Source organism: Sebaldella sp. S0638 (assembly GCF_024158605.1).
In the GTDB taxonomy this organism is placed as follows: domain Bacteria; phylum Fusobacteriota; class Fusobacteriia; order Fusobacteriales; family Leptotrichiaceae; genus Sebaldella.
Window position 1 is genome coordinate 17,601 of record NZ_JAMZGM010000007.1, and the last position, 25,364, is coordinate 42,964.

Annotated in this window: 23 protein-coding genes; 3 read left to right on the plus strand and 20 right to left on the minus strand. The window is 33.9% G+C overall.

Annotated features, from left to right (window positions below; genetic code table 11):
• Positions 1–139: 139 nt before the first annotated feature.
• On the plus strand, positions 140–553 hold the full coding sequence (locus NK213_RS03570; protein WP_253346755.1) for a lysozyme inhibitor LprI family protein: 414 nt from the start codon (positions 140–142) through the stop codon (positions 551–553).
• A 134-nt stretch (positions 554–687) separates the two neighbouring features.
• Here NK213_RS03570 and NK213_RS03575 read toward each other — a convergent pair whose 3' ends face one another.
• From NK213_RS03575 to NK213_RS03665, 19 genes are all read right to left on the minus strand, one after another.
• Positions 688–7,425: an autotransporter domain-containing protein gene (locus NK213_RS03575; protein ID WP_253346760.1), complete on the minus strand. Its 6,738-nt coding sequence runs from the start codon at positions 7,423–7,425 to the stop codon at positions 688–690.
• 17 nt (positions 7,426–7,442) lie between these two features.
• Positions 7,443–7,712 (minus strand): hypothetical protein, encoded by a 270-nt coding sequence (locus NK213_RS03580; RefSeq protein WP_253346761.1) that lies wholly within the window; start codon positions 7,710–7,712, stop codon positions 7,443–7,445.
• Between the two features lie 10 nt (positions 7,713–7,722).
• Positions 7,723–7,995, minus strand: coding sequence for a hypothetical protein (locus tag NK213_RS03585; protein WP_253346763.1), 273 nt, complete (start codon positions 7,993–7,995; stop codon positions 7,723–7,725).
• Between the two features lie 11 nt (positions 7,996–8,006).
• Positions 8,007–8,204 (minus strand): hypothetical protein, encoded by a 198-nt coding sequence (locus NK213_RS03590; protein ID WP_253346765.1) that lies wholly within the window; start codon positions 8,202–8,204, stop codon positions 8,007–8,009.
• Between the two features lie 711 nt (positions 8,205–8,915).
• Positions 8,916–9,290, minus strand: a complete 375-nt coding sequence (locus tag NK213_RS03595; RefSeq protein WP_253346767.1) for a hypothetical protein — start codon at positions 9,288–9,290, stop codon at positions 8,916–8,918.
• A gap of 20 nt (positions 9,291–9,310) precedes the next feature.
• Complete coding sequence (locus tag NK213_RS03600) at positions 9,311–10,318, minus strand: PstS family phosphate ABC transporter substrate-binding protein (RefSeq protein WP_253346768.1); 1,008 nt, start codon at positions 10,316–10,318, stop codon at positions 9,311–9,313.
• A gap of 45 nt (positions 10,319–10,363) precedes the next feature.
• Positions 10,364–11,344: a PstS family phosphate ABC transporter substrate-binding protein gene (locus NK213_RS03605; RefSeq protein ID WP_253346770.1), complete on the minus strand. Its 981-nt coding sequence runs from the start codon at positions 11,342–11,344 to the stop codon at positions 10,364–10,366.
• Between the two features lie 201 nt (positions 11,345–11,545).
• The gene (locus tag NK213_RS03610; RefSeq protein ID WP_253346774.1) at positions 11,546–12,793 is read right to left on the minus strand and encodes an aminotransferase class I/II-fold pyridoxal phosphate-dependent enzyme; all 1,248 of its coding nucleotides are present in this window, start codon (positions 12,791–12,793) and stop codon (positions 11,546–11,548) included.
• Between the two features lie 32 nt (positions 12,794–12,825).
• The gene (locus NK213_RS03615; protein ID WP_253346776.1) at positions 12,826–13,248 is read right to left on the minus strand and encodes a DUF2059 domain-containing protein; all 423 of its coding nucleotides are present in this window, start codon (positions 13,246–13,248) and stop codon (positions 12,826–12,828) included.
• Between the two features lie 88 nt (positions 13,249–13,336).
• On the minus strand, positions 13,337–14,158 hold the full coding sequence (locus tag NK213_RS03620) for a 5'-nucleotidase, lipoprotein e(P4) family (RefSeq protein WP_253346778.1): 822 nt from the start codon (positions 14,156–14,158) through the stop codon (positions 13,337–13,339).
• Positions 14,159–14,177: 19 nt separating this feature from the next.
• On the minus strand, positions 14,178–15,473 hold the full coding sequence (locus NK213_RS03625; RefSeq protein ID WP_253346780.1) for a M18 family aminopeptidase: 1,296 nt from the start codon (positions 15,471–15,473) through the stop codon (positions 14,178–14,180).
• A gap of 149 nt (positions 15,474–15,622) precedes the next feature.
• A complete protein-coding gene (gene pfkB / locus NK213_RS03630; RefSeq protein ID WP_253346782.1) occupies positions 15,623–16,549 on the minus strand; it encodes a 1-phosphofructokinase in 927 nt (308 codons plus the stop codon).
• 10 nt (positions 16,550–16,559) lie between these two features.
• A complete protein-coding gene (locus NK213_RS03635) occupies positions 16,560–17,411 on the minus strand; it encodes a tagatose bisphosphate family class II aldolase (RefSeq protein ID WP_253346784.1) in 852 nt (283 codons plus the stop codon).
• Complete coding sequence (locus tag NK213_RS03640) at positions 17,408–18,445, minus strand: galactitol-1-phosphate 5-dehydrogenase (RefSeq protein ID WP_253346787.1); 1,038 nt, start codon at positions 18,443–18,445, stop codon at positions 17,408–17,410. The genes NK213_RS03635 and NK213_RS03640 overlap by 4 nt, the downstream gene beginning before the upstream one ends.
• 169 nt (positions 18,446–18,614) lie before the next feature.
• The gene (locus NK213_RS03645; RefSeq protein ID WP_253346789.1) at positions 18,615–20,000 is read right to left on the minus strand and encodes a PTS galactitol transporter subunit IIC; all 1,386 of its coding nucleotides are present in this window, start codon (positions 19,998–20,000) and stop codon (positions 18,615–18,617) included.
• A 22-nt stretch (positions 20,001–20,022) separates the two neighbouring features.
• Positions 20,023–20,472: a PTS sugar transporter subunit IIA gene (locus NK213_RS03650; protein ID WP_253346790.1), complete on the minus strand. Its 450-nt coding sequence runs from the start codon at positions 20,470–20,472 to the stop codon at positions 20,023–20,025.
• A 22-nt stretch (positions 20,473–20,494) separates the two neighbouring features.
• Positions 20,495–20,773: a PTS galactitol transporter subunit IIB gene (gene gatB, locus NK213_RS03655; protein WP_012862808.1), complete on the minus strand. Its 279-nt coding sequence runs from the start codon at positions 20,771–20,773 to the stop codon at positions 20,495–20,497.
• 13 nt (positions 20,774–20,786) lie between these two features.
• Positions 20,787–21,533 (minus strand): DeoR/GlpR family DNA-binding transcription regulator, encoded by a 747-nt coding sequence (locus tag NK213_RS03660; protein ID WP_253346791.1) that lies wholly within the window; start codon positions 21,531–21,533, stop codon positions 20,787–20,789.
• An 876-nt stretch (positions 21,534–22,409) separates the two neighbouring features.
• Complete coding sequence (locus tag NK213_RS03665) at positions 22,410–22,664, minus strand: hypothetical protein (protein ID WP_253346792.1); 255 nt, start codon at positions 22,662–22,664, stop codon at positions 22,410–22,412.
• A gap of 368 nt (positions 22,665–23,032) precedes the next feature.
• Here NK213_RS03665 and NK213_RS03670 point away from each other — a divergent pair, with 368 nt between their 5' ends.
• On the plus strand, positions 23,033–24,055 hold the full coding sequence (locus NK213_RS03670) for a hypothetical protein (RefSeq protein ID WP_253346794.1): 1,023 nt from the start codon (positions 23,033–23,035) through the stop codon (positions 24,053–24,055).
• 80 nt (positions 24,056–24,135) lie between these two features.
• A complete protein-coding gene (locus NK213_RS03675; RefSeq protein ID WP_253346796.1) occupies positions 24,136–25,107 on the plus strand; it encodes a hypothetical protein in 972 nt (323 codons plus the stop codon).
• 79 nt (positions 25,108–25,186) lie between these two features.
• On the opposite strand, the gene NK213_RS03680 is transcribed toward NK213_RS03675, so the two are convergent.
• Positions 25,187–25,318: a YHYH domain-containing protein gene (locus tag NK213_RS03680; RefSeq protein WP_253346798.1), complete on the minus strand. Its 132-nt coding sequence runs from the start codon at positions 25,316–25,318 to the stop codon at positions 25,187–25,189.
• Positions 25,319–25,364 lie beyond the last annotated feature (46 nt).

The following is a 25,364-nucleotide window of genomic DNA, read 5'->3' on the forward strand; positions in this document are numbered from 1 at the left end:
TTTTTTTCTGATAACGATGTTCTAAATTAAACTTTTATCCATTTTATAAATTTATGTTTAACATATATTTTAATATTCTCTTGACATCGTTCACAGTTTTATAATATAATAAGTCATTTAATTCATTAAGGAGGAATTCATGAAAAAGTTTATTTTATTTTTAGCATTTATATTTTCTGTATCTCTGTTTGCAAATTACGAAAGCGACCTGCTTAACAGAATGAAGCCTGTAGAAAAAAAGGCAGATTCAATGCTCAGTTCATCGACAAGTACCGTAGAAATGGTCGAGGCTATTGTGTATGAAGCTGACGAATGGGATACTGAATTAAACAAGGTGTACAAACTTCTTATGTCCAATCTCTCAAAAGACGGGCAAAACTCGCTGAGAAATGTACAACGTCGGTGGATAAAAGAAAGAGACAGAAAAATAGCTCTGGAAAACAGCGGCGGTACTATGGATTTAATCAACAAAAACAGCGTATTTTTAGAAGAAACAAAAAAGCGTACTCTGGAGCTTGCTAAATCTTATGACAAACTTAAAACCGGAAAATAAATATAATAATGGTGCTGTATCTTTTAACTCCCGATACAACACCATTTTTATATACCTTATTAATTTATTACGAATATTTTCCAGTATCTGCTATTTATAAACCAAATATCTGATACTTATTTTACCGGTCTTTTCTAAAATACTGCCTTTAATGTTACACCTGCTCTGTAATCATTTTCTTTATTATCACCTGTAAAATATTCCCCTGTAATAAATATTCCATATCTGTCTTCTACTTCTACCCCTAGTGCCGCCTTTGTTCTAAATGTGCCTTTTTCGTCCTGCGGTTTTGATAATTTATGGTAATCATTTTCCACCGCAATTAATTTTGCTCTTTCTCTCTCATTCAAATCTGCTAGTTCATACTCATATGCTACATCCAATGTACCTTTCAGTTTTACTCCGGAATTTTTCCCCAGAGATACTGCACCTTTCACTTCTACTCCTGCTCTTGGCTTAGCACTCCAAGCGTCGTTTCCTTCCACTTCCAGTTTCTCAAGCCCGCTTTCACTAAATGTCGGTCTTGTTACATACATTGCCCTGAATGCACCATATGGCATTATGCTGGCATCTTTGCTTATTTTGAATTCTTTACCAAGAATATTGTCACTTGTTATACTATATGTCTCATATGTTCCGTTCATTTCTGATCTTCCAAGCGGAGAAGGCCAGTCAATATTTCTGTCTACATTATGGATACTTACTCTTCCTGTGATATCATTTCTTATTTCCCAGTCACTGGCTTTATATTTATTATGTACTCCAAGCTGTACTGTATCTACCCATTCCTCACTGCTGTTTCCGTCATTAAATTCAAATCCTGTACGTAAATATCCCAGTGAATATCCGAATGTGTGTCTGTAAGTTCTTTCTACTTCACGAAGTGCGAGTATTCCTGTAGTCGTATAGTTATAACCAGTTACTCCGTCTGTTTCTTCTCTGTTTTTACCTTTTCCTGCTATTACACTTAGTTTTACATTTTCTTTTGTATTATTAGCTGAATCCTGCAATAAGTGTAATGAGTTTTCAAATGCTCCTGCTATATCATTTTCTCTTTGATTGATATTAGCATATACATTTCCTGCCAGACTTGCCATTATGTGTCTGAAATTTTCCTCATTTGGTATATATGCTGTTTTATTATATATCTCTACCCCGTCACCTGAAGCACTCAGATAATTATTTTCCAATGCAGTACCAAAATCTTCAAACCATAACCCGTCTGTAAACTCTGTAAATGCTTTTCTTGACATATATACATCTGAACCGCTTCCTGTGGCATGAGGTGTTGCTTCCCACAGAAGTGATCCGCTTATAAAGTCATATTTTCCTGACGTTGCCTGAATTACACCCTCCAGTTTATAAACATTGGCAATTGTACCGTCTGCGAATCCCGGAAGTATAACAATAGGCTTAGAAGTCAATATCTCGTCAGCTATTATTGATGTTCCCGATAATTCGAAGTCATAGTCAGGATTTGTTGATGGCTGTACTGATGAAGGATCAGGCTTTATCATTACCTGTATTCCGTCTAATGCCAATACACCGTTAGTTTTTATTATCCCAGCATTTATCAGCGACGGAAGTGTATGAGCGTTTCCTACTGAATGTATTGTATTATCAGATATACCATTTATAACAGCTGTTCCTGAACCCACACTATGAAGCGGATCTGTCGGATCTGACGACACAAATAACTGTCCGTCACCGTAAATATTTATAGTACCAGTATTAGTAATTATAGTTCCAAGATTACCGTACATTCCTATAGCTCCGCTGCCTGTTATATTTATAGTCCCGTTATTTATTATTTCGGAACCGTCTCCTTTACCTGCCATTCCTATTGCATTATTACCTGTTACATTAATAACTCCTGTTGATTCATTAGTTATTACTCCGCCTTCTGTATACATACCAGTAGAGTAATCTCCGTTTGTTGTTACTGTACCAAAGTTATTTGCAGTTCCGCCTTTGGCTACTATTCCGTATCCTCCGTAACCTGCTGTTACATTAGCACCTGCATGGTTTATAATTGCTGCATTTTCGCCGTATATTCCTACTGAGTATTTACTATTTTGAACATCAACATCTGTTGTTCCCGAAATAAATAAAATATCTGAATTACCTACAGCTACTGTTCCATAGTTATCTACTGTTCCTCCATAGTTATAAATACCTACATTATTATTTCCTGCTGTACCTGATATAGTACCGTTATTTATCATAACTGCACCGCCAATGCCGCTTGAAGGATCCTGTGCCATATAGAAAGCTACATTATCAGAACCAGTCATTGTTACATTGCCGTTATTAGTTACTGCTGTTCCTTCTGTACTGTACATATATACAGAGTCACTTCCAAGAGTGCTGTTAGTTCCTGCATTATTTGTCAATGAACCGCCTTTTTGTATGAACCCGTAGTTACCATTCCCTATATTCAGATCTGCAGAATTAGTAACTGCAGAAGATATACCATATACAGCCACTGCTCCGTTTGTTCCCATATTTATTATTGAGCCTGCATTCAGATTAACAATACCGTTTGTTGAATATATTCCTATTCCTAAATCTCCGATATTTGATGTACCGTTATTATTAACTGTTCCTCCTGCATTGTAAATACCTATTGATCCTGCCCCTGATGTCACTGTCCCGGAGTTTGTTACTGTACTCCCGGCTATATTACTGTATATACCTATGCTTGGGTCTGACAGATTTGTTGAATCTCCTACTTTTATCTGTCCGCCCGCATTATTATTTATAGACTGACTAATTGTTCCAACAGAATATATTCCTATTGATTTATCACCTGTTAAATCTATAATTCCGCTGTTATTTACAGCACCTGTATTATTATTTGAAAATAATCCCACTGAACCTGTTCCTGTACTTGTAATATTTCCAGAACTCATGTTATCAATGTTTAATCCGTCTTTTAGATATATTCCCTGTGATCCTGCACCTACAGTTATAGAACCGCTGTTTAACACAAATGATCCGCTTCCTGAAGTCATCAGTCCTGCTGAACCTGTTCCCACAGATATTGAACCTTTGTTGCTTATTCTTGAACCGTTCTTCCCGTATATCCCAGCCGAAGTATCCCCGAGAATAATAATCCCGTTATTTTCTCCGTCTGTGTTAGCAGTCATTCCTGATGGCAGAGTTCCAGAATATTGTTTATCCAGCGCGATAGCAGCTACATTCACAGCGCCCGGAGCCGCAGTTATTGTAGAACCGTTTAGGTATACTGCAGAATTTTCTCCTGCTACCAGTGTCCCGTCAGAAGCAAGACCGGCATTTCCTGTATACTCCAGTGAACCGCCTTTCATACTTCCCAGTGTATAAGTAGAACCTGCCGCAGAACTAACAGTAAAGTTGTTATTTATTACTGCTCCCGGAATTGTATCCATATAGAATAATACTACATTTTGCCCGTTTACATCTATATTTCCTGTTCCGCTTAATAAGTTTGTATCTCCTTCAAGGTATAGACCAAGTGCGTTATTCCCGTGAAGGTTTATATTTGTTCCGCTAAGGTTAAGGTCACTGTCTTTAGCATATATTCCAATTCCGTTATTACCTACAGTTATTGTAGAACCTGTATCATTTACAGTTCCTTTATTTACGTAAACACCGATTGCATCTGTTACATTGCCGAGATTTATTGTTCCTCCGCTTAATGTTACTATTGCATCTCCTTTTGTTCCGCCTGTTCTGTTTGTATTAGAATATATACCTATTGTTCCTGATCCGCCTGTTCCTGTTATACTTCCGGAATTTGTTATCTGTATTAATCCTCCGCCGTATGTCCCGGTATTAGCAGGATCCTGATGGCTCACTCCGTAAATACCTACACCCTGATCGCCGATTGTTATGCTTCCTGTGTTTAATGTAACTGTTCCGTTTTCACCATATATACCGAAGCTTTCTCTTCCTGTTGCTGATATAGTATTACTGTTTGTTATATTACCGTTATTAGCGTATATTGCAACTGAACCATCCCCTGTGAGACTCACTGTGCTGTTATTTACCATATTGTTATATGTTACACCTGTCACAGATGAGAAGTTATCTGCCATAGCTACCTGATTAGCCAGACTTCCTGAGATTACAGCATTATTTGTGATACCTATCAGAGATTTTTCAATTGTATTATATGCATCAGTAGAATCATTCAGATTTACATTTTGATCCACTGTCAGTGTTCCTTCCAGAAGGGAAGCTATATTCCCGCCGTTCAGAGTTATACTTTTGAAAATAGAACCAATTGATCCGAAACTTAAAGATGATAAAGCAGAATTTGCATTTTGCAGTGCCATTAATGTGGCATCCTGTGAAAGCACTACATCCATATTAGTATTCAAACCTGAATAATATGTACTAAAGTAACTTGAAATTCCCATTGAGCCGTCTACTATAAATCCTGTTGATCCAGACTGTAAATTCAAAGTGCTTCCTGATGTAAAGTTAGTTTTTGTTCCTGAGTCTTTGGCTATCGAGAAGATTGAACCATTTCCCACAGTAAAGTTCGCACCTGCTGTGTTTATTGTCCCTCCTCCTGAATTATATAAAAGCACTCCGTTTGTTCCTACTTCATATGTTCCGCCTGTTGTTCCCAGAGTAATTGTTCCGTTGTCATTATAAACACCGATTGATTTATCTCCTGTAGCATAAACATCTACATTATTACTTGTTCCCAGATTCAAATTTGCCCCGCCTTTTACATAAAGTGTGGCACTTTCGTCTCCCGTTGCTTTAAAACTATGGTTTCCTCCTGTAGTTCCCGTTAGCGTTGTTCCTGCATCAGTAAGAACTATCCCGTGTGATTCTTTTCCATTTGTTTCTATGTTATTCGACCCGAGAAGATTTATTTTCCCTCCTGATTTAGCTATTAATGCTATAGTACCGTCTATAGGTGAAGAGGCTGATCCCACTGTTATATGAGGGTATAAATTCAATACAGAATCACTGCTGTCTACTATTATTCCAGTATTGTCTACACCTTTATTTATATTAATTACTGAATATTCATCATTATCAAGTGTTAACGTTCCTTTACTTATATAAGCCAGTGAACTGTTTTTAGCATAATCCCCGAACAGCAATTCATAATCCTTTATTCTATAGTTTAGCGAAGCATTGTTTACATATAATCCAATTGCTCCTTCTACAAAATTTTCATCGTTTCCGGCTGCATTTCCTGCATATCGGTTTTTTTCATCTCCGATAGTCACTCTTATTTCTGCTGCCTGAGGATCATATTGTCCCGCTGCAAGGTTTCCATAGCCGCTGTCCATTATTTGTGCCAGTTCCACACCTATACTGGAATCTCCGTTTATTCTTACAGGAGTTTTCAGTACAAGTTTTGAAGAGGAAAGAGTATTTGCTCCTGCACCTGCAGTCTTCACTCCTACACTGTTTCTACCATACAGAACCACATCACCTTCATTATATATAGAAAGATGTGCTGCACTCGTATTTGCATAGTTAAATGCTATACTTTCCTTAGCCTGTAACTCTATTAATCCTGTATCAGCGTTATAAAATTCCAGTCTTCTTGCAGCTGTAGAACCGTTTACAGTGAATGAAAACGCTACGTGTCTTCTTCCTCCGTCTGTAAAGTTTTCATCATACAATCCTTTTATTATTCCTTCGTTTCTTACAGTAGGGCTGAAACTTCCGCTGTGCATCTGCAATGAAATCATAAGCAGAGAATTTCCGTTTCCTTTGATTGTTCCCTGATTCAGCAATTCACCGTATTTATCATATGTTCCCCAGCTTGTAAGCTGATTTCCGTAATAGTCATAGTCATAATTGTGATAAGTTGTTCTTGAACCGTGAGGATCGTATTGAATCAAATGCGGCAATGTTGAATTATACGTGTCGCTGACATTACTTGTCATTGATATAGTAAAGTTCGGACCAAATGTTACACGGTCAGCTCCTGTTATTTCATACAGAGCCGGTACAGAACCAGATACAGTTATCAATCCGCTTCCTTCATTTGTCATTGAATTAGTACCTGAAGCCCAGTTAGAAGTTCCTGTAAGATTATTATACGAATATGTTGTCAGATACTGACTGTTCCATGATCCTGATAATTCTCCCTCGGAAAAATTATAATTCCCTACAAATGATGTTGCTCCTGCAGGATCTGATGTACTGGCATTCCCCAGACTGTTAAAGCTGTCATCTCCGTTTCCGGTAGACGGTACAGCTACAGTAAATGTACTGATTACCGGTACTGACGGAATAATTATATCTGGAATGTTAATAGAAAATGTATCTACCTCCACATTTGCCGTAATTACCTTTGTAGGATCTTTAGGTGCTGCAAAGGTAGGGTTAAAGCTCAATTCCGGAATTTCTGACAATGCCAGCTGTACAGGCTCTCTTGTAAGCCCTCTGAGCGGAATGCTTACTCCCAGATTTATATCTTTTGCTTTCTGTAAAGCCTGATACCCTTTTCCTGCAAGTCCTCCCACAGATCCGCTTGTTGCTACATAATTACCTTCTGCATCATAATATCCGGATACCTGTGAATGATATCTTGCATTTTCTTTGCTATTGTCTACGCCTTTTCCGTGTTCATCATAAAATCCCGTGAAAAATACCTGCCATTCAAGGTATTCTGGTTTTACTATATAATCACCCTGTAAGTGTAAATCCTTTAATTCTATATTTCTTTGTTTGAGTATTCGTTCTATTGTTTGATAATTTTTTTCATTGCTTTTACCTTGTTCTATATTTCTTACTACGTTATTATACATTCTGTCATAACGCGGTGATGGTGCTGTATCTCCCTTTGCATAAGCTGACAATACCGCATTCAATGCCAGAAATAATACTAACATTTTTTTTCCTTTTTTCATAAATTCTCCTCCTTGATCTACCTTACATTGTTTTCCACCTTATATTGTTCTATTCTGAATAATAAATCCTCTATTTCCTGTATCTCTTTTACTTTTCTGTCTATCTGTCTGTCTACTTTTGTTATTTCTCTTTCCAGTCTCTGCCCGCTGTTCAGATGCTGTCTCAGATTAATCCATTTTCCCCTTGCACCTTCTCTTAGTTCTCTTTTGTATTCATAAGTAGGTGCAGCATTCAGAGCCATACCCCAGAGAGCTCCCAAAGACATAATTATAATTGCTTTTTTCATATTTCCTCCTTTATCTTCTTCTCATTCTTGCTGTTTCATCAGGCAGTAATTCTGCTTCTTCAGCCTTTATTTTATCAAGTGTAGTGTACCAGTAACCTCTTTTTTCAGGAAGTGTCACATAAACTGACTCCTGTGCCTTTCTAAGAGCTTTCTCATAAGCCGAGTATTTCCCGTCCTGGTCAAAATCCTTGGTAATACTGTCTTGTACTGTTCTATCTACTATTATCTCATCAGAAAAACTGAAAAAAGACAGAACGACTACTAACATCATAATCTTTTTCATATTAATCCTCCTCATTTTTTGGTCTTTTTCAAATATTTTAAGACTTTATTGTATTCTGTTTTATGCCATGCAAGGTCTTTTTTTTCCTTATAACTTTCGATTTTTTCAGCTCTTTCGGCTTCCGAAGCGAAATCAGTTTTTACATTTTTATTTTCCGCTGCTGATGCTGCACCGAATATTATAAGGAATGTAAATAATGCTGTTCTCATACATTACTCCTTTCCAGATTTGTTTAGAATAATTCTCCATGATAATTTTGCCTGTTAAATTGATACATACCTATTCATAAATTATATTTTCCACGAATTATCAAATGTACGATAAGAAAAGAGAAGTCAGACAAATAAATAATTGATTTTTAAAACTAAAATTTATTATAAACTGCTTATTTTTACTTTTTAGTGAACTTGATATCCGTAGAATTTCATACGAACATAAAGCAAAACTAACCCACTTTTTTTTACATCGGAACACTCTATATTTCCAACTGATTCATAAAGAATATAAAACGAACACTCAATTAAAATTGTGCTATTTTTCACAACAACCTCAGTTGAAAAATAAATGATCCTGAATTTTCTAAAGCAACACTTCTACTTTTATTTTATTATTATAAAAATGTTCAATTTATTTTATCAGATGCTATTTTATTTGTCAAACATTTTTTATTATTCTTAATCCATAGTTTAATATAAAATAATCAAAAAATTTTCATCATACTATCTTTAGTCTTTTATTTATTATACCTAAGAATAATTATTTTATAATTCTATATATTAAAATTTTAATATTGTATATGAAAATTTATCAACAATTTCTATTTTATTTTTTTGTAAAAAGACTGTATTTTAATAGTACTTTTCACATTATTCAAAATAAAATGAACCTCACGGCTCATTCTATTTTACATCTTTTTGCTTTTACAGTGTCCCCCATATCATTATTTCATCTGAACTTCTTTTTTTTTCAAGAATCCAGTTACAGAATTTTTCTATAAATTTCTTCAGTTCTGCATCCTTATATATTTTTTGCTGTAAATCAATTAATATTTTTCCCCATTCTGTAACAGGGATACAATTCATTCCGCAAGCATCAAAAAATTCCTGTATCTCTTTTGTTTCAGGGTCTGTAAATGGATAAATATTTTTTACGGACTCTATTATATATTCAAAGTCTGATGAATGAATAAATATGTGATCTTCCTCCTTTATTTCATCCCATCTTTCATTGAATTTTGCTGAAAATAATATAAATCCGTATTTTTCCTCTCCGGGGTTGTACATCAGTTTTTTCATAACAAACAATTCCCCTTTGTTTACTTTATCGGTACATACCCTGTTTTCTCTACCACTTTCTGACCTTCATCACTTAATATCCATTTTATCAGCATATCAAGATTTTTATTTTTCACGTCTTTTCGTGTAACAAGGTAAAAGTCTACTGTATAAGGATATTTCTCTGTTTTTATATTTTCCTTTGACGGCTCAATACCATTTATTGATAAAAGTCTTATATTATCATTTTTATTCATCCCTGTTACATAATATCTAAAAGAATATCCTATTGAATTCCTGTAGTTTCTGTAATTTGCCACTCCGTTAACTATTCCGCCCATAAACTCATAATATTCTTCCTCCAGCGGCAAAGCCATCTGTATTCCATTCATTACCTTATTTTCCATGACTGTCTGGCTTCCTGAATTTTCAGGACGCTGAAATGCCATAATTTTCGATCTTTTCCCGCCTACCTTTTTCCAATTCTTAATTTTTTTTGTATATATATCTTGTATCTGCTCTACACTTAGATTGGTTACAGGATTTTCCTTATTAACCAAAAATACAAAAGCTTCTTTTCCCAAAGGAATCAATTCCAGCTCCACTCCTGATTTTTTAGCCATTTCAAGCTGTTTTTTTGACGGTTCTGCTACAAATATAGCATCTACTTCCTTATTTATCAGTCTCTCATATGCAACAGGCGTAGTATTGCATTGTACATAATCCTTAATAGTTTCCTCATCAAGCCCTTTATAAATTGCCTGTACTATAGAACCATACACCGGGTATGCTGCTGTTGCACCGTCTAATCGGGGATAGTTATTTTCTATGCTGATTTCAGGCTTTTTCTCAAATACGTACAGTCTGTTTCTTTCTGAAAAAGGATCATAAACCCATTCAGGAAACCCGTCCGCTATCTCTTCCACAGAGGCATCTCTTCTCAGCTTTCCGGAATTATGCACATATTTATATACTCCTACACATATTTTGCTTAGTATTACCAGTAATATAAATGCTAAAATGAAAAATATTACTTTTTTCTTACTCATTATTCCTCCTGATTTTCATTTTTGTTATTTAATAAAATGTCTTATTTATTTTACAGGTACATACCCTGTTTTCTCTACCACTTTCTGACCTTCATCACTTAATATCCATTTTATCAGCATATCAAGATTTTTATTTTTCACGTCTTTTCTTGTAACAAGATAAAAATTCACTGTATACGGATATTTTCCAGATTTGATATTTTCTACAGTCGGCTCTACATTGTCTATTGATAGAATTTTTATATTGTTATTCTTATTCATCCCTGTTGTATAGTATCTAAAAGAATAACCTATTGATCCCTCATAATTTCTGTAATCTGCCACTCCGCGGATTATTCCGCCCATTCCCATAAAAAACTCTTCTTTCATAGGTTCAGCCATTTTCAACCCTTTCATTACCCTGTTTTCCATGATTGTCTGACTGCCGGAATTTTCCGGTCTCTGGAAAGCTTGTATTTTTAATGAACCTCCCCCTGCCTTATTCCAGTTTGTTATCTTTTTTGTGTATATGTCCTGAATCTGCTTTACACTTAGATTATTTGCCTTATTTTCTTTATTTACAAAAAATATAAAAGCTTCTTTTCCTATAGGTATCATTTCCAGTTCTACCCCTGCTTTTTTCGCAGCTTCGAGCTGTTTTTCCGACGGCTCTAATACGAATATAGCATCTACTTCTTTATTTATAAGTCTGTTATAAGCATAAGGAGTAGTATTACACTGGACATATTCCCATATTGTGCCACTATCAAGCCCTTTATAGACAGCTTGCACTATAGAACCGTATATTGGGTAGCCTGCTGTTGCACCGTCTAATTTTGGATAATCTTCTGATATGCTGATACTAGGAGCTTTTTCAAATTTATACAGAAGGTTATCAGGTGCAAACGGAGTATATTCCCACAGATCTATTTCTCCCACCACTCTTTCCACATCGTAATCCGGTTTCAGCATCACAGATTTAGCAGCACTGAAAGTCACTATTCCTGTTGTCATTAACAATAAAAAAAATAATTTAGCTTTTTTCATTTATTCCTCCTTTTTTATCTTTAATTTTTATATCAAATATTTGAAAAATATTTATTTTTATTTAATTATACTATATAGTTCTATGTTAAACAACAATATAAAAGCAAAAATTACTTTTCATAATACAAAAAAAGACAGATATCAAAAGTTTTATAATATCTGTCTTTATATCTTAAAATTGAATTTCAATCTTTACAAAATCTATTTTACTCTGTCTATTACCTTCTTGATTTTAGCAGGCAGTCCGTGAAGCTGTCTTTTTGGTACGCTGCAGATTGCCACTCTGAGTCCTTTGTCCAGTATTACAGTAAAGATATTTTCTTTCTGAAGCTCAAGTCCTATTTTCTCAGTATCGTCACCAAGAGGAACAGTAATAAAGAAGCCGCCTCTGTATGTACACATCGGAAGTCCTTCCTCTTTTGCCTCGTTTATAAAAATATCTGCTCTTTCTTTCATCAATGCTACATATTCATTTCTTTCCTTTTTCAGCTTATCAAAAAGTTCCGGATTAGAAACTATATCAGAAAAAAGTCTCATTCCTCCTCTAGATATATTAGACCATCTGCTTCTGCATGAAAATTCATTTGCCCTCTTAAAGTCATCTGTTACTTTTTTACTTGATGATAATGCAAGCTGTGCTCCCACTCTTAACCCATACTCGGTAAAAGCCTTGGAAATACTAAAAGCAAAGATTACAAGAACATTTTCCGGAAGTCCTCTAAAGTAATTCATATATTCTCTTGTTTCTTTTTCTCCTCTAAAATCATAATCTATATAAGCCACATCATTTAAAAGAATAATGTTTCCTTTTGAACTCGCTTTTATAAAAAATTCACGCAGTTCTTTCCACTCATCCATAGAAAGAGAATAACCTGTAGGGTTATGGCACGGATCATTTATTACAGCGAGAACTTTTCCCTGTTTTTCTATTATTTTTTCTGCTTTTTGTTTGAAATCAGCAATATTAAAAGTCCCTTCTTCGTTAAAAAGACTGTAAAGCTCATATTTTACGCCGAATTCCTCAGACATAATCTTATATGATTCCCACATCCAGTCAGGAATAAGTATTGTTTCACCTTTATCTACATAATTCCAGATAGTGTTACTTACTGCACCGCTTCCTCCCGGAGTAGCCACTGCGTCTATAAACGAGTCTTTAAACTCTTCTTTGTAATCTTTTCCCAACACTACTTCTTTTACACACTCCAGATACTTCGGATCTCCCGCAAATGAACTCGCATAAGCTGCTATTTCATTATCCGGAAGATTTTTATATACTTCGGATACAGTCTTGAAATTCACGAATTGTGCGTCTTCATTACATAAAACACCTATTGTGGCATCTATTACATTTTCCTGTCCGAATTTTTCCTTTGCTTCTTTTGCCTTAGCCACCACAGTAAATACCTTATCCACAATGGACTTATCTTTTGAATGATTTGCTAACACCTTTCTTCACCTACTTTATAATTAATCTATGCTTACTTTATTTTTTCCAGTCTTTTTATCATATCAGGATAATAATTCTCCATAAGATCAGTAAATAATTCTTTTGTAATTTTCGGAGTTTCCTCTATGACTTTTTTCCCGGCAGGGGTTTTATAAAAATTAAGAATCTCGTCTATTTCCTGCTCTGTAAAGTGCTTGTCATAAAGTTCCGCTTGCTTATTCAGCACATAATCCATCATAGATTTCATCTCTTTTTGCAGTGCAGTTTTCTGAGTTTTTGATAAATTTATATTTCCTTGATCATTTAGTATCATTTGTGACATTTCATTTGTCATTGCCTGAATATCCATTATCTGAAACAGTTCTTTTATTTTTCTCTGTTTTGCTGTTTCAGCTGAAAATCCGGTTATACTCATTGAAAATATCAATACTGCCATAACAAATATTTTTTTCATATCATCACCCCGTTTTTATTTTATAGTTATGAAATAATTATATCATAAATGCAAAAGCTTTTTTATTTTTTTTATAATAATTTACCTTTTATTCTTTCCAGCCTTTCAGTGAATTCACTCTCATCTCAGTTCTTCCCCTGTAATCTGTTTTGTAATAATCAGGATTCACTGCTGCTTCAAAGCTTCCATATACAGGATTGGGAATGATAAAATACTTTTTCCCGAATTCTTCCGAAAGCTCGTCCACTCTCTTTCTTCGTTCTTCTGCTGTGGCTCCTGCGTCAATAAAATCGTTAATATCATCACCGAGATAAGCCGCAACATAATAATCTTTTTCTATCTGGTTTCTTCTTGCTTCTTTACTTGATTCCTTGGTTTTCATTATAAGATGTTTATCATCTGCCACGAATTTTTCCTTTAAGAGATTATCAAGTGTTTTTGCCCTTTCCGCTTCTTTTCTGTTAGTCACATAAAATACTTCCCCGCCGTTTTCATATATAAAGTTCACAAATTCCACAGCTCCCGGCATAGCAGCTGCTTTTTCGGCATTTACCCATTCACTCCATGCCTGAGGGGAATAATTTTTCCCTTCTTTTATATACTCCGCCTGTGTATACATATTATCAAGTACCGTTTCATCTATATCCACAATAACTGCAAGTTTCTTGCCGTAGTTTTTATTTTTTTCCTCCAGAAATCTGCTTTTAGCGGAATTAAAAACCTGATATACAGAAGCCCTGTACTCGGCAGAAGTCTGCATCCACACAGTCCCCAGCACTGTCTGCTGTGACTGCAATTTTTCATAGGTCATCTGCACAGTATCATCTTCGAAAGAAGCTTTGTCCGCATACATAATTCCTGTAAATATTACTATTATACATATATACCATAATTTCTTAAAGCTTTTCATTTTTCCTCCTGTTATTTTACTATATCTCAAAGAATACCCTGATCAGCTCTTTCAGAGAATACAGGTCATCTTTACCGCAAAGTTCACGTACAGAATGCATGGCAAGCATAGGTATTCCCAAATCCACCGAATCTACTTCCAGATGTGTAGACGATATAGGCCCTATTGTGGAACCGCCCGCTTCTTTTGAATTATTCACAAAATTCTGAGTTTTTATATCTTTCCCTGCTAACACCTGCTTTATTACAGCTATTGTGAAACCGTCAGAAGTATATTTCTGGTTGGCGCTTATTTTAAATACCACTCCTTTATTCAGGGAAGGCTTATTCGTAGGATCCATTTTACCAGTAAATCCCGGATGTGCAGCATGAGCGCCGTCAGCGGAGATCAGAAAAGAATTATTTACAGCTGTTAAAAAATCTGCTCTGTTCATTCCCAGCGAAATATATATTCTTTCCATATAGTTCATCAGATAATTAGAATCTGCTCCCTGTTTTGTGGAACTTCCCACTTCTTCATTGTCAAATCCCACAAAAACGTTTATTCCCTTTCCTGCATGTCTGCTTTCTGCTATTGCACGAAGTCCGGCATAAACTGACGCCAGATTATCTATTTTCGGTGCAGAGACAAATTCATTTTCCGCTCCGAGTAAAGTTCCCTTTTCATATGCATACACATATAAGTCAAAGTCCAGAATGTCTTTTTTATTTATATCGCACTCTTTTGAAACAAGGTTTATCAGAAAATCTTCCTTTTCAAAAGTTTCATTTATCAGTCCGATTACAGGAAGTACATCATTCTGTCTGTCTATTTCCACTCCCTGATTTACACTTCTGTTTTGATGGATTGCCAGATTTGGTATTGTCATAAGAGGTCTGTCTATATTTACATTTACAGTTTCGGGCTTAAAAATATTATCTGTTTTCAAAATAACCCTTCCCGCTACAGATAACGGTCTGTCAAACCATGTGCTTAATATAGGCCCGCCGTATACCTCGGTATTTAGTCTTATTATATTTTCCACTGTCATTTCAGGGTTCGGTTTTATTCTAAAACAAGGTGAATCAGTGTGCGACCCTGTCATTCTGAATCCGCATTCTGGACTGACTTCTTCACCTGTTGTAAATGCCATAATCGTAGAGCTGGTTTTCTTTATATAATATTTTCCGTTTTTTTCCAGTTTACATTCCTTAGAAGGGTCAAGTCTTACAAATCCCTCCTTATCCAGAATATCTGAACAATTTTTCACTGCATGGTAACTGCTCGGGCTTTTATCAATAAAATCTATAAATTCTTTTGCAAATATTTCTTTCATCTAATCATCCTTTCGTTTTTCCATAACTTTCGTATTCTTTTTATAGTATAGACTTCTCTTCGTTTTGTGTCAAATAAAATTATTAATATCTAAAAAATAATTTTAAAAAAACTGCCTCACTTTTCAGAGACAGTTTTTTTTGATATTGCTTACATTTTTAGTTCTTCAATTGTAATGTTTCCAATGAATTCCTTCACATCTTCAGGAATTACTTTTCCTGTTTCCATGCTTTGTGCATTCGACATACCGCACGCCATGGATAATTTCAGTATTTCATGTAATTCCAGCCCGTCATCCAGACCCTTTGCAAAACCTGCCACTGAAGAATCTCCCGAACCTACGGTATTATGTATTTTAATTTTTGGAATTGTAATTTTCAAAATCTCCTCGCCAAAATATATTGCTCCTTCTCCACCCAGAGATACAAGAACATTTTGTGCTCCCAGATTTTTAAGTTTTTCCACTGCTTTTTTTATTTTATCTCTTCCGTCTATTGATTCTCCCAGAACATATTCCAGTTCGTCAAAATTAGGCTTTATAAGATACGGTTTTCCTTTGACACCTTCCAGCAGCGATTTCCCGCTTGTATCAAGTATCACTTTTTTTCCTTTTCTATTTACCATTTCCACAAGTTTTTGATAATATCCGGCATCCATTCCTTTTGGAAGACTTCCTGACATTGTTATTACATCTGACTTTTCCACAAGCTCCATGAATTTTTTCTCAAAAGCTCTCAGATCAGAATCAGGCAGTTCTTCTCCAGATTCCAGAATTTCAGTTTCCGAGTGTTTTGCCAAAACGGCAATACACACTCTTGTCTCAGACGACGATACATAAAAACCTTCTTTTATATTCATCTTTTTCAGATTTTCCTGTATCCATTCACCATTTTTCCCGCCTAATATTCCTGTGGCAACAACATTAGCATCCAGTTGTTTTAGTACCTTTGTCACATTCAGACCTTTTCCGCCCGGACTTTTTATAGTCTTCTCAGCTCTGAAAAGTCTGCCTTCCTTAAAGTCTTCTATAAAATATCTTGTATCTATAGCCGGATTTAATGTTACTGTAGTAATCATTTCTCCTCCTTTAATATCTGTGTTCGCTCATACACATTTTTATTTTTTCAGCTACTACCAGTTTCATGGCTTTTTTAGCCGGTTCCATATATTTTCTCGGATCATTGGCATCTCTGTGTTCTTCCAGATACTTTCTCAATTCTCCAGAGAATGGCATTTTCAGTTCAGTTGCAATGTTTACTTTACAGATTCCCAGTTCTATTGTCTTTCTTACATCTTCCAAAGATACTCCCGAAGCTCCATGAAGAACCAGCGGTATAGAAACCACTTTTTTTATTTCCGCCAGTCTTTCAAAGTCAAGCTTAGGCTCGCTTTTATACAGACCATGCGCAGTTCCGATTGCCACTGCCAGTGAATCTATTCCTGTTCTGTCTGTATATTCTTTTGCAGAATCGGGATTTGTGTACATAGAGTCCTTTTCATCAACTACCAGATCATCTTCCTGTCCGCCGAGTCTTCCAAGTTCTGCTTCTACCGTAACATCATATCTGTGTGCGTAGGCTACTACTTCTTTTACTATTGCTATATTTTCGTCGAACTGATGGTGAGATGCATCTATCATTACTGATTTTGTTCCCAGATCAATGGATTTTTTTATATCTTCCACTACTTCATGATGATCCAGATGAAGTGCTATAGGTATGTTATACTTTTTAGCAGCTGTTTCGATTATTGCCTGTGCATAGTCTCTTCCTGCATAGTCAAATGTTCCCGGAGTACCGGCAAGTATCACTGCTGATCTTAATTCCGCTGCTGTTTCCACTATTACCTGAATTGTCTCAAGATTATGAAAATTAAATGCAGGAACAGCGTATTTTTCTCTTTGTGCCTTTAACAGCATTTCTCTTGTACTTACTATCATTCGCTTTCTCCTATCTTTACCATTATTTTTCCGCCTAATTTTCTCCCTTTTATTTCTTCCAGTCTTTCACAGAATTCATTCATAGAAACAGTGGCTCCGACTAATTTATCGATCTTTACCAGACCTTCGTCAAAAAGTCTTACTGCCTCTGTCCATTCTTTTCCGGGAAACGGCTTGGAATAATTCATCCACGAACCTTTTATTGTAAGTTCTTTTCTGTTTATTAATTCAAAATCCTTATACTCGAATGTTAGTGTACTGTGCGGAGTACCTATGTATAAAAGTTCTCCCTTTCCGGCAGCAAGTTTCAGAATTAAAACAAAACTCGGATTCGCTCCTGATGTCTCTATCATTATATCATATTTATCATATTCATTCTCTATATCTTTTTTACTTACATTATGAACCTCGTCTGCTCCCAGTTCTTTCGCAGCTTCAAGATTTTTTTCATTTATATCAAAGGCTGAAACCAGCTCTGCTCCATATGCTTTTGCACACTGAACTGCCAGAAGACCCATTGTTCCCACTCCGATAATCCCTACTTTTTTTCCCTTCACTTCTTTGTTCAAAAGACCAAGTCCGTGTAATACCACTGTTATTGGCTCAAAAAATGCTCCTTGCAGCAGATCGAATTTTTCTGGAAGTTTTTGAAGATTTATTTCAGGTATTTTTACATACTCTTCCATTCCGCCGTTTTCTCTCGAACCAATAAATCCATAATTTTTACATAGAGAATAATTACCTTCTTCGCATGCTTCACAGTTAAAACACGGTTTTAGCGGAATACAGCTCACCTTGTCGCCAAGTGCCAGATTATGAACTTTTTCACCAACTTTTTCTACTACCCCTGAAAATTCATGACCCAAAACTACAGGAAAAAATTTTGCCTGATGTTCGAACATTCTAGGAAAATCTGAACCGCAAAGTCCCGAATATACCACTTTTACCAATACTTCATCTCCTGTTACATTTTCTGGTTTTTCCAAATCAATTACCCCGAGTTTTTCATTTTCTAATACTGCTAATGCTTTCAAATTATGTCACTCTCCTATTCTATGTATATAATTTAACGGGCTGTATAAAAATAGAATTGCTTTTTATACTTAATGCCGGTATTTCCTGATAAAACAGATAATTTATAATATCCGGCATTAATTTATAAAATCTATTTTGATACAGCTCCTGTTTACTTACTTTATTTAATTAAGCTTGTGCTCCTTCTAATCTGTCTTTTCTCTGAAGCATTTTATATCTTCTGTATGTCATTGCTATTCCAATGAAGTAAATTACTGCTATTACCAATAAGCCCACCATATTTCTTCTTTGGAAAATCTGTACCATTATGTACGTAATTGGTGATCCGCCTTGATCCAGTGATCCTACAAGAGATTTATCCCCAAGCATATTTGCATTCTTTGCAAGTATTGTCTGTAATTCCACTGTCTGGTTTGATATCCATATTGTAATAAACATAATGAAAGAACCTGATATTAGTGTTCTGAAAATATTTCCATGGTGGATTGCCACACCCATTGCTATGAAGAATCCTATTGTAGCCAGATCTCCGAAAGGCAGAACTCTGTTACCGAATGTAAGTGATCCTATTGCGGCTATTATTACTGTTAACGGTATAAATAACAGTCCTGCTGAAATTACGTTTGCATCTCCTAATAATAATGCCGGATCAAGACCAATAAGGAATTCTCCTCCGCCGAATTTTGCTGACAATTTTTCTCTTGCAGCTTCTGATATAGGTAATAATCCTTCCATAATAGGCTTTATTACTTTTGGCATCAAATACATAACTGCAGAAACTGAAACTGCAAGCTGAAGTACTTGTTTTACATCATACCCTGCAAGGATTCCTACTATTATACCAAGTATAAATCCTACTATTATCGGCTGTCCGAAAGCTCCCAGTTTTTTCTCAAGCTTTTCTGTATCAATATCTATTTTATTTATTCCTGGTATCTTATCAAGAATAGCATCTACTATTACCGCAAATGGCGCACAATATGCAGAAGTTCCGTGTGGTACCGCGATTCCTTCCAGACCGAAATAATCTCTTGTATCGTACTGGAACCAATCCCCGAACTTATATGAAAACACGGCATGTACTACTACACCAAGTATCCCCAGCCAGTAACTTCCTGTAACTATATGTACCAATGCTCCTGTAAAAGTCATATGCCAGATATTCCATATATCTACGTTAACTACTTTTGTCATCTTTAACGCAAGCATAATAAGGTTTACTATAATTGCTACCGGTATTGCTACTATTGCTATCTTCGATGCCCACGTCATCGGTGCTGTTCCGGGCCATCCAAGATCAATTACCGTAAGATTCAATCCAAAATTTTCAGCCATTTGTTCTGCTGCTGGCCCTAAAGTATCTCTCATCAAACCAATTACTATTCCTATACCTATGAATCCTATACCTATCATAAGACCGGCATTAAAAGCCTTTCCTAATTTCAAACCTAGACATAATGCAAAAACAATTATTACTAACGGCAGCATTACGGCTGGTCCTAAGGCCAATATGTACTGTATTGGCGGTGTTATCAGATTTAAAAAATTATCCATGTTATAAACTCCTCCTAGTTTATTAAATTAAATTTTGTTTTAGTAGTGTCATTACTTCTTCTACATCATTAGAATCATATATTTTTTTCAGAACATCTTCTTTTTGGTATAACTCCACTAATTTCATCAGGAAATCCAGATGTTTTTCAGAGTCCTTTACAATCAGTCCGAATATAATTTTGGAATTTACTATTCCGTCATCCTCGGCATTCTCGAATTCTACTCCTTTTTTTGTAGTTACCACAAACATTGCATTGTCATTCACATGCTTTGCTTCCACATGAGGCATCGCTACCTGCATATAGCCGAGATCAATTCCTGTGGGAAAATTTTCTTCCCTTTTTAATATCTCTTCGATGTAAACTGGTTTTACCATTCCTTTTTCAATTAAAACTGTTCCGATTTCGTTAAACATTTCTTCTCTGTCGGAAAAATCCCTGTTTAGATAAATGAGATCCCCGTAAAAATTCATTTCTATTTTGACCATCTCCTGTTTACTTTAATATTTCAAGTATTTTTGCTTTTAATGCATCCTGATTTATTCCTGAAATAAATCCCATTACATGCACTACAGGTACACTTCCCATATCTTTTGAAAATTTTGAAGTAGTAGCTATTAATGCAGCACCGTCAGCATAAGATTCTATTTCATTTATTCTGCACTGAACCAAATCTATGGCTATTCCATTTTCCTCACATAACTGCTTAATTTTATTCGCTGCCACAGTTGATGTTGCCACTGCACCTCCGCAGGCTACTATTACCTTTTTCATTTCTTTACCTCCACTATATATTTATTATTTTTATTATTTTTTTATATTCCTTCAATACTTCCTGCTTTAAATTCCCGTCGGTTATTATCCCGTCAAGGTTTTCCACTTTGAAAAAAGAATAAAAAGCTTCTTTATTAAATTTTGAACTATCCAGAAGCAGAAATTTTTCTTTTGCATTTTCCATTACTATCTGTTGTATTAATCCCTCGTCATAATTGGAGATTGTCACTTTATTTCCGCTTACTCCGTTTGCTCCTATAAAACATTTATCCACATTTATCTTGCTTATAGAATCCAGAAAATAGTCAGGAATAATTGCTTCTGTTTTTCTTCTGAGTCTTCCTCCTGTTACCACAAAGTCCAAATCCAAATGCGAATACTTTACCATTACAGAATATGAATTAGTAACTACTATTACATTTTTTGCCTTTATAAATTCAGGAATTCTTTCTGTTGTCGTTCCCGGCGCTATAAATACAGTCTCATTATCCTGTATATAAGAGGCTGCTATTTTGGCAATATGCTCTTTTTCTTTCATATATTTGACTTTTCTGTCATCGTAGAGTTTTTCCTGCTGGATTTTTTTTATACTTTTAGCTCCTCCGTGAATTCTTATAAGCAATTTTTTGTCTTCAAGGTACTTCAGATCACGTCTTATTGTCATCTCTGTTACATTTAATTCTTCTGTAAGTTCCAGAGTAGATACTATACCTTTCTCTTTTATCTTGCTTAATATCACCTCTATTCTCTGATCTTTCATTGGTTTTCCCTCCTTTTTGTTTTCAAATGTTTTAAAATGTTTTATTTTGTTCGTTATAATTATAACTCATTTTTTTATTTTGTCAATAGCATTTAAAAATTTTTTTTATTTTTAATTTTAATACTGAAAATAAAGACTTTTAAATGTTTTTACTTTTGTTTGTTTTTGTTCTTTTATCTGACTTATTTTTTTTATTTAAAAATTTTTGAAAAATTCATTCTTTAAATATACTGTTTTTTTATTATATTTCATGTTTATTTTATTCTTTAGATATGTTAATATTTATAAGTTAATTTAAAAACTATATATAATACAAAAATTCAGGAGTATAACCATGAAAAAAGTCAAAAATAATACAAAAGAATTTACTTTTAAATCAAAAACCATATCTTCTTTTCCTGTTAGAATATTTTTTGCAGTATTCATAATTTTATGCTTTATTTTATTAATAGTTTCCATGTATAAAAATCAAAAATTACTTTCGGTTAATTTTTTAATACTGCTTATTTTTACTGCTATGCCTGCATTTTGGTGTTTATACATCCCTTTTAGGTTTTTAGCGGCACCTTATAAAGTATTAGTAGCTGACAACAACATCTATTGTAAATTTTTCTTTAGAAAAACAATCTGCATAAATGTAGATAATGTAATATATGTGAAACCCTGTACTTCCTATAGCTATTATAAAAAACACTATTACAGCAAAAAATATTTATTATGCCTGAAAAACAAAAAAAAATACAGAATAAACGGTTCTATATTTTCAAATAACATTATACTCTACTCTTTTTTTATGAAAATCACTGCTTCTTATAATAAAAAAGTCATGGATTCTGTTACATGCAATATTAAAAACCTTGATAAAAAATACCGGTTTTATTCGTGCAGATTTATACCGGTACTTATTTTTTCGTTGATTTCATTTTTGCTGTTTGTATGCTTCTTTATTCCAACGCTATTTTTATTAGGAATACCCGGTTTTTTCCTGTTTTCATTTTCACTGTTTATTCCTGTAAAAATGGATATTGATTTTAACAATAAATATATCTTCATAAGATCTCTGCTTGGTTTGGAGATAAACTCCATAAACTTTGATAATGTCTGTAAAATATCAGTCACTAATGAATTCAATGTTTCTCTTAATATAACAACTCGATCTGAAAAAACGGTAATATCTTTATCGCCATATTATAAACAGGATAAATTAGAGATTTTCCAGCTGCTGCTATGCATTTTTAAGAAAAAATTTTCAATTTCACTTAATGGGTATGAGCCGCTTACACTAACTTCAGATGATTTCCCCAAAGTCATTTTTATTAACGCTGTGTCTTGGTTAGCATACCATCGGCATTATAATTAGAATACTGTTTCATTTTTTTGGGAGCAGTATTTTTTTATATTTAAACTTAAATATTATTTTGTAATATATGTTTATTTTATCTTTTAAGTATGCTAATATTTATGAAATAAACGACAATAAACTTTTAAGGACGGTTAACATGACTAATCCTGATAAAAATGAAAACAGCAGTTTTAATTATGAATCAAAAATCGAGTCTTTATCTTTTTTAAAAGATCTGGCAGCTGTATTTGCTAAACCGGCGGCTATTATATATATTATATTAGTTCTGCTTTTTACTTTTGCAGAACAAGGTATAAACAAAACAGTAGTTTTAGCACCTCTGCTTATTTTTTCAGCAGTATTTTTTATTATATTTTTACTTTTTTTCATACTTTTTATATGGGAAGCCTTGTTTTCTCCCTATAAAATTTATGTAAGGAACAACTATATAACCTGTAAATTTTTTTACAGAAAAACTGTGTCTATAAATATTGATGATATTCTTTTTATAAAGCGTCACAAAGGTTACAGTAAAACCAGAGGAACTTATTACAAAAATAAATATACGCTATTACTGAAAAACGGTAAAAAATTCTTAATAAATTGTTTTATATTCAAAAACAGCAGTGACTTGAACTTTTTCTTTACTGACATTACCAGATTGTATAATAAAAAATATATAAAATACATACAGGATGAGAAAGATTCTTTTTCTGATATATATTCTGAAAACAAATACTGTTTTCACATATTGTATGACAGTATTATTATTCTTATAACTTTATGTCTGCTTTTTTCACTTATATTTTTTATTTTTAACAAAATATTTTTCCCGGCAATTATTGTATTTGCTATTCTTGCAGCGATACCGGCCGTACCTGTGAAAATCATCATGAATACCAGTGAAGGAACTGTTATATTAAAATCAGTGTGCGGCATAAAAATCCATAGAATTTCTTACTATGATACAAAACAGATTATCATTGCCAATAATCTCGATATATCTGTTACTGCAATATTTATTGAAAAAAAGAAAAAGAAGAAAACTTTCTCATTATCTTTTTATAAATCACAGGATAGAGATAAAATTTTCAAAATATTACATATAATTTTTAAAAATGAAGTATCATTCAATCTGAATGGTAACGAGGTATTGATCGCAGATAAAATCATAAAATAAATTTAAAAACAAACATTATCAAACATAAAAGACAGGTATTATTTTCACTATGTCAGAAATATTCAGAAGGGAACAGTATTATGAAGAGAAAAATAAAAACATTTGATTATAATTTCAAGAGAGATAATTTTTTTTCATTTTTAAAAGGTATAATAAAAATTTTATTTATCATATATATTATATTTTTTATAATTTTTTTATTTCTGGAAAAAGGGCTGACGGAACTTTCGCTTATAATCCCGCTTATTCCAGTTTCAGGGCTTTTTCTGATAAATATTCTTCTTATGATTTATCACCTTATATTTTCCCCGCTGGAAATTAGTTTCACAAAGGAAACTGTCAGCTGGAAAACTAACAGCAGAAAACGTATCCTGATAAATCTTTCAGATATTCAATATGTGCGAAACGGGCTTAGCCACAGTAAATTTAACGGCACTTACTATAATGACAGATACACTTTATTTCTAAAAGATGGAAAAAAATATACTCTAGACTGCTTTATGTTTAGAAATAGATATATTATTGACAAGATACTCATAGATACAACAGCGGATTATAACGAAAATTCTGTGAAATATCTCCAAAAGAATATAGGTACTTTCCTTAAAACATATAATGAAGATAAGTATATTTTTTATGTTGATAAATACAGACTAAAATTATTTTCGGGAGTAATCTGCCTTATTTTATTTATATCTTTATTAATTTATAAAATATTTTTTATTGGAATGATTTTTGCTGTTATATCTGCTCTTTTACTGGCATTACCGATTAAAATAATCCTTGATCTAAAAAATAGAAATGTAGTATTTCAGAATATTTTTGGTTTTAAAACAGCGGATATTTATTCTTCTGAAACTAAAAAACTTATAATCAACAATAAATTCAACATCAGTATTTCCATAAACTCCAATAATCCCAAACAAAAATATAAAAGTTTTTCTCTTAGTTCATATAATGCTTCTGACAGAAAAAGAATCTTTGAAATATTATCTTTGATTTTTGAAAATAAGACAGATTTTAATCTGGATGGAAAAGAGCTGCTATTTTAGACATTTTAATCTCCAAACAAACAAAGAAGACTGTATTAATTAAAAAACAGCCTTCTTATTTTCATTACCTAATTAATTTTTAGTGACAATGTCTTTCCCCTGTGTTTCTGTCCACATGACAGCCGTTTTTATCAGTTCTCCCGCCGTGTGCCATAGATACAGAAGAGATTGCCGCTAACAACAGTATTGTTAATACAAAAAGTTTTTTCACAACTAACCTCCTTATGCTTGTTTTATCTATAAAAAATGTAACAAAC

Bases quoted from the DNA above. Each gene is read 5' to 3' on its own strand.
- NK213_RS03570 (WP_253346755.1), top strand. From the start codon at position 140: ATGAAAAAGTTTATTTTATTTTTAGCATTTATATTTTCTGTATCTCTG.
- NK213_RS03575 (WP_253346760.1), bottom strand. From the start codon at position 7,425: ATGAAAAAAGGAAAAAAAATGTTAGTATTATTTCTGGCATTGAATGCG.
- NK213_RS03580 (WP_253346761.1), bottom strand. From the start codon at position 7,712: ATGAAAAAAGCAATTATAATTATGTCTTTGGGAGCTCTCTGGGGTATG.
- NK213_RS03585 (WP_253346763.1), bottom strand. From the start codon at position 7,995: ATGAAAAAGATTATGATGTTAGTAGTCGTTCTGTCTTTTTTCAGTTTT.
- NK213_RS03590 (WP_253346765.1), bottom strand. From the start codon at position 8,204: ATGAGAACAGCATTATTTACATTCCTTATAATATTCGGTGCAGCATCA.
- NK213_RS03595 (WP_253346767.1), bottom strand. From the start codon at position 9,290: ATGAAAAAACTGATGTACAACCCCGGAGAGGAAAAATACGGATTTATA.
- NK213_RS03600 (WP_253346768.1), bottom strand. From the start codon at position 10,318: ATGAGTAAGAAAAAAGTAATATTTTTCATTTTAGCATTTATATTACTG.
- NK213_RS03605 (WP_253346770.1), bottom strand. From the start codon at position 11,344: ATGAAAAAAGCTAAATTATTTTTTTTATTGTTAATGACAACAGGAATA.
- NK213_RS03615 (WP_253346776.1), bottom strand. From the start codon at position 13,248: ATGAAAAAAATATTTGTTATGGCAGTATTGATATTTTCAATGAGTATA.
- NK213_RS03620 (WP_253346778.1), bottom strand. From the start codon at position 14,158: ATGAAAAGCTTTAAGAAATTATGGTATATATGTATAATAGTAATATTT.
- NK213_RS03625 (WP_253346780.1), bottom strand. From the start codon at position 15,473: ATGAAAGAAATATTTGCAAAAGAATTTATAGATTTTATTGATAAAAGC.
- pfkB (WP_253346782.1), bottom strand. From the start codon at position 16,549: ATGATTACTACAGTAACATTAAATCCGGCTATAGATACAAGATATTTT.
- NK213_RS03635 (WP_253346784.1), bottom strand. From the start codon at position 17,411: ATGATAGTAAGTACAAGAGAAATGCTGTTAAAGGCACAAAGAGAAAAA.
- NK213_RS03645 (WP_253346789.1), bottom strand. From the start codon at position 20,000: ATGGATAATTTTTTAAATCTGATAACACCGCCAATACAGTACATATTG.
- NK213_RS03650 (WP_253346790.1), bottom strand. From the start codon at position 20,472: ATGAATTTTTACGGGGATCTCATTTATCTAAACAGGGATTTTTCCGAC.
- gatB (WP_012862808.1), bottom strand. From the start codon at position 20,773: ATGAAAAAGGTAATAGTAGCCTGCGGAGGTGCAGTGGCAACATCAACT.
- NK213_RS03660 (WP_253346791.1), bottom strand. From the start codon at position 21,533: ATGAAAGATCAGAGAATAGAGGTGATATTAAGCAAGATAAAAGAGAAA.
- NK213_RS03670 (WP_253346794.1), top strand. From the start codon at position 23,033: ATGACTAATCCTGATAAAAATGAAAACAGCAGTTTTAATTATGAATCA.
- NK213_RS03675 (WP_253346796.1), top strand. From the start codon at position 24,136: ATGAAGAGAAAAATAAAAACATTTGATTATAATTTCAAGAGAGATAAT.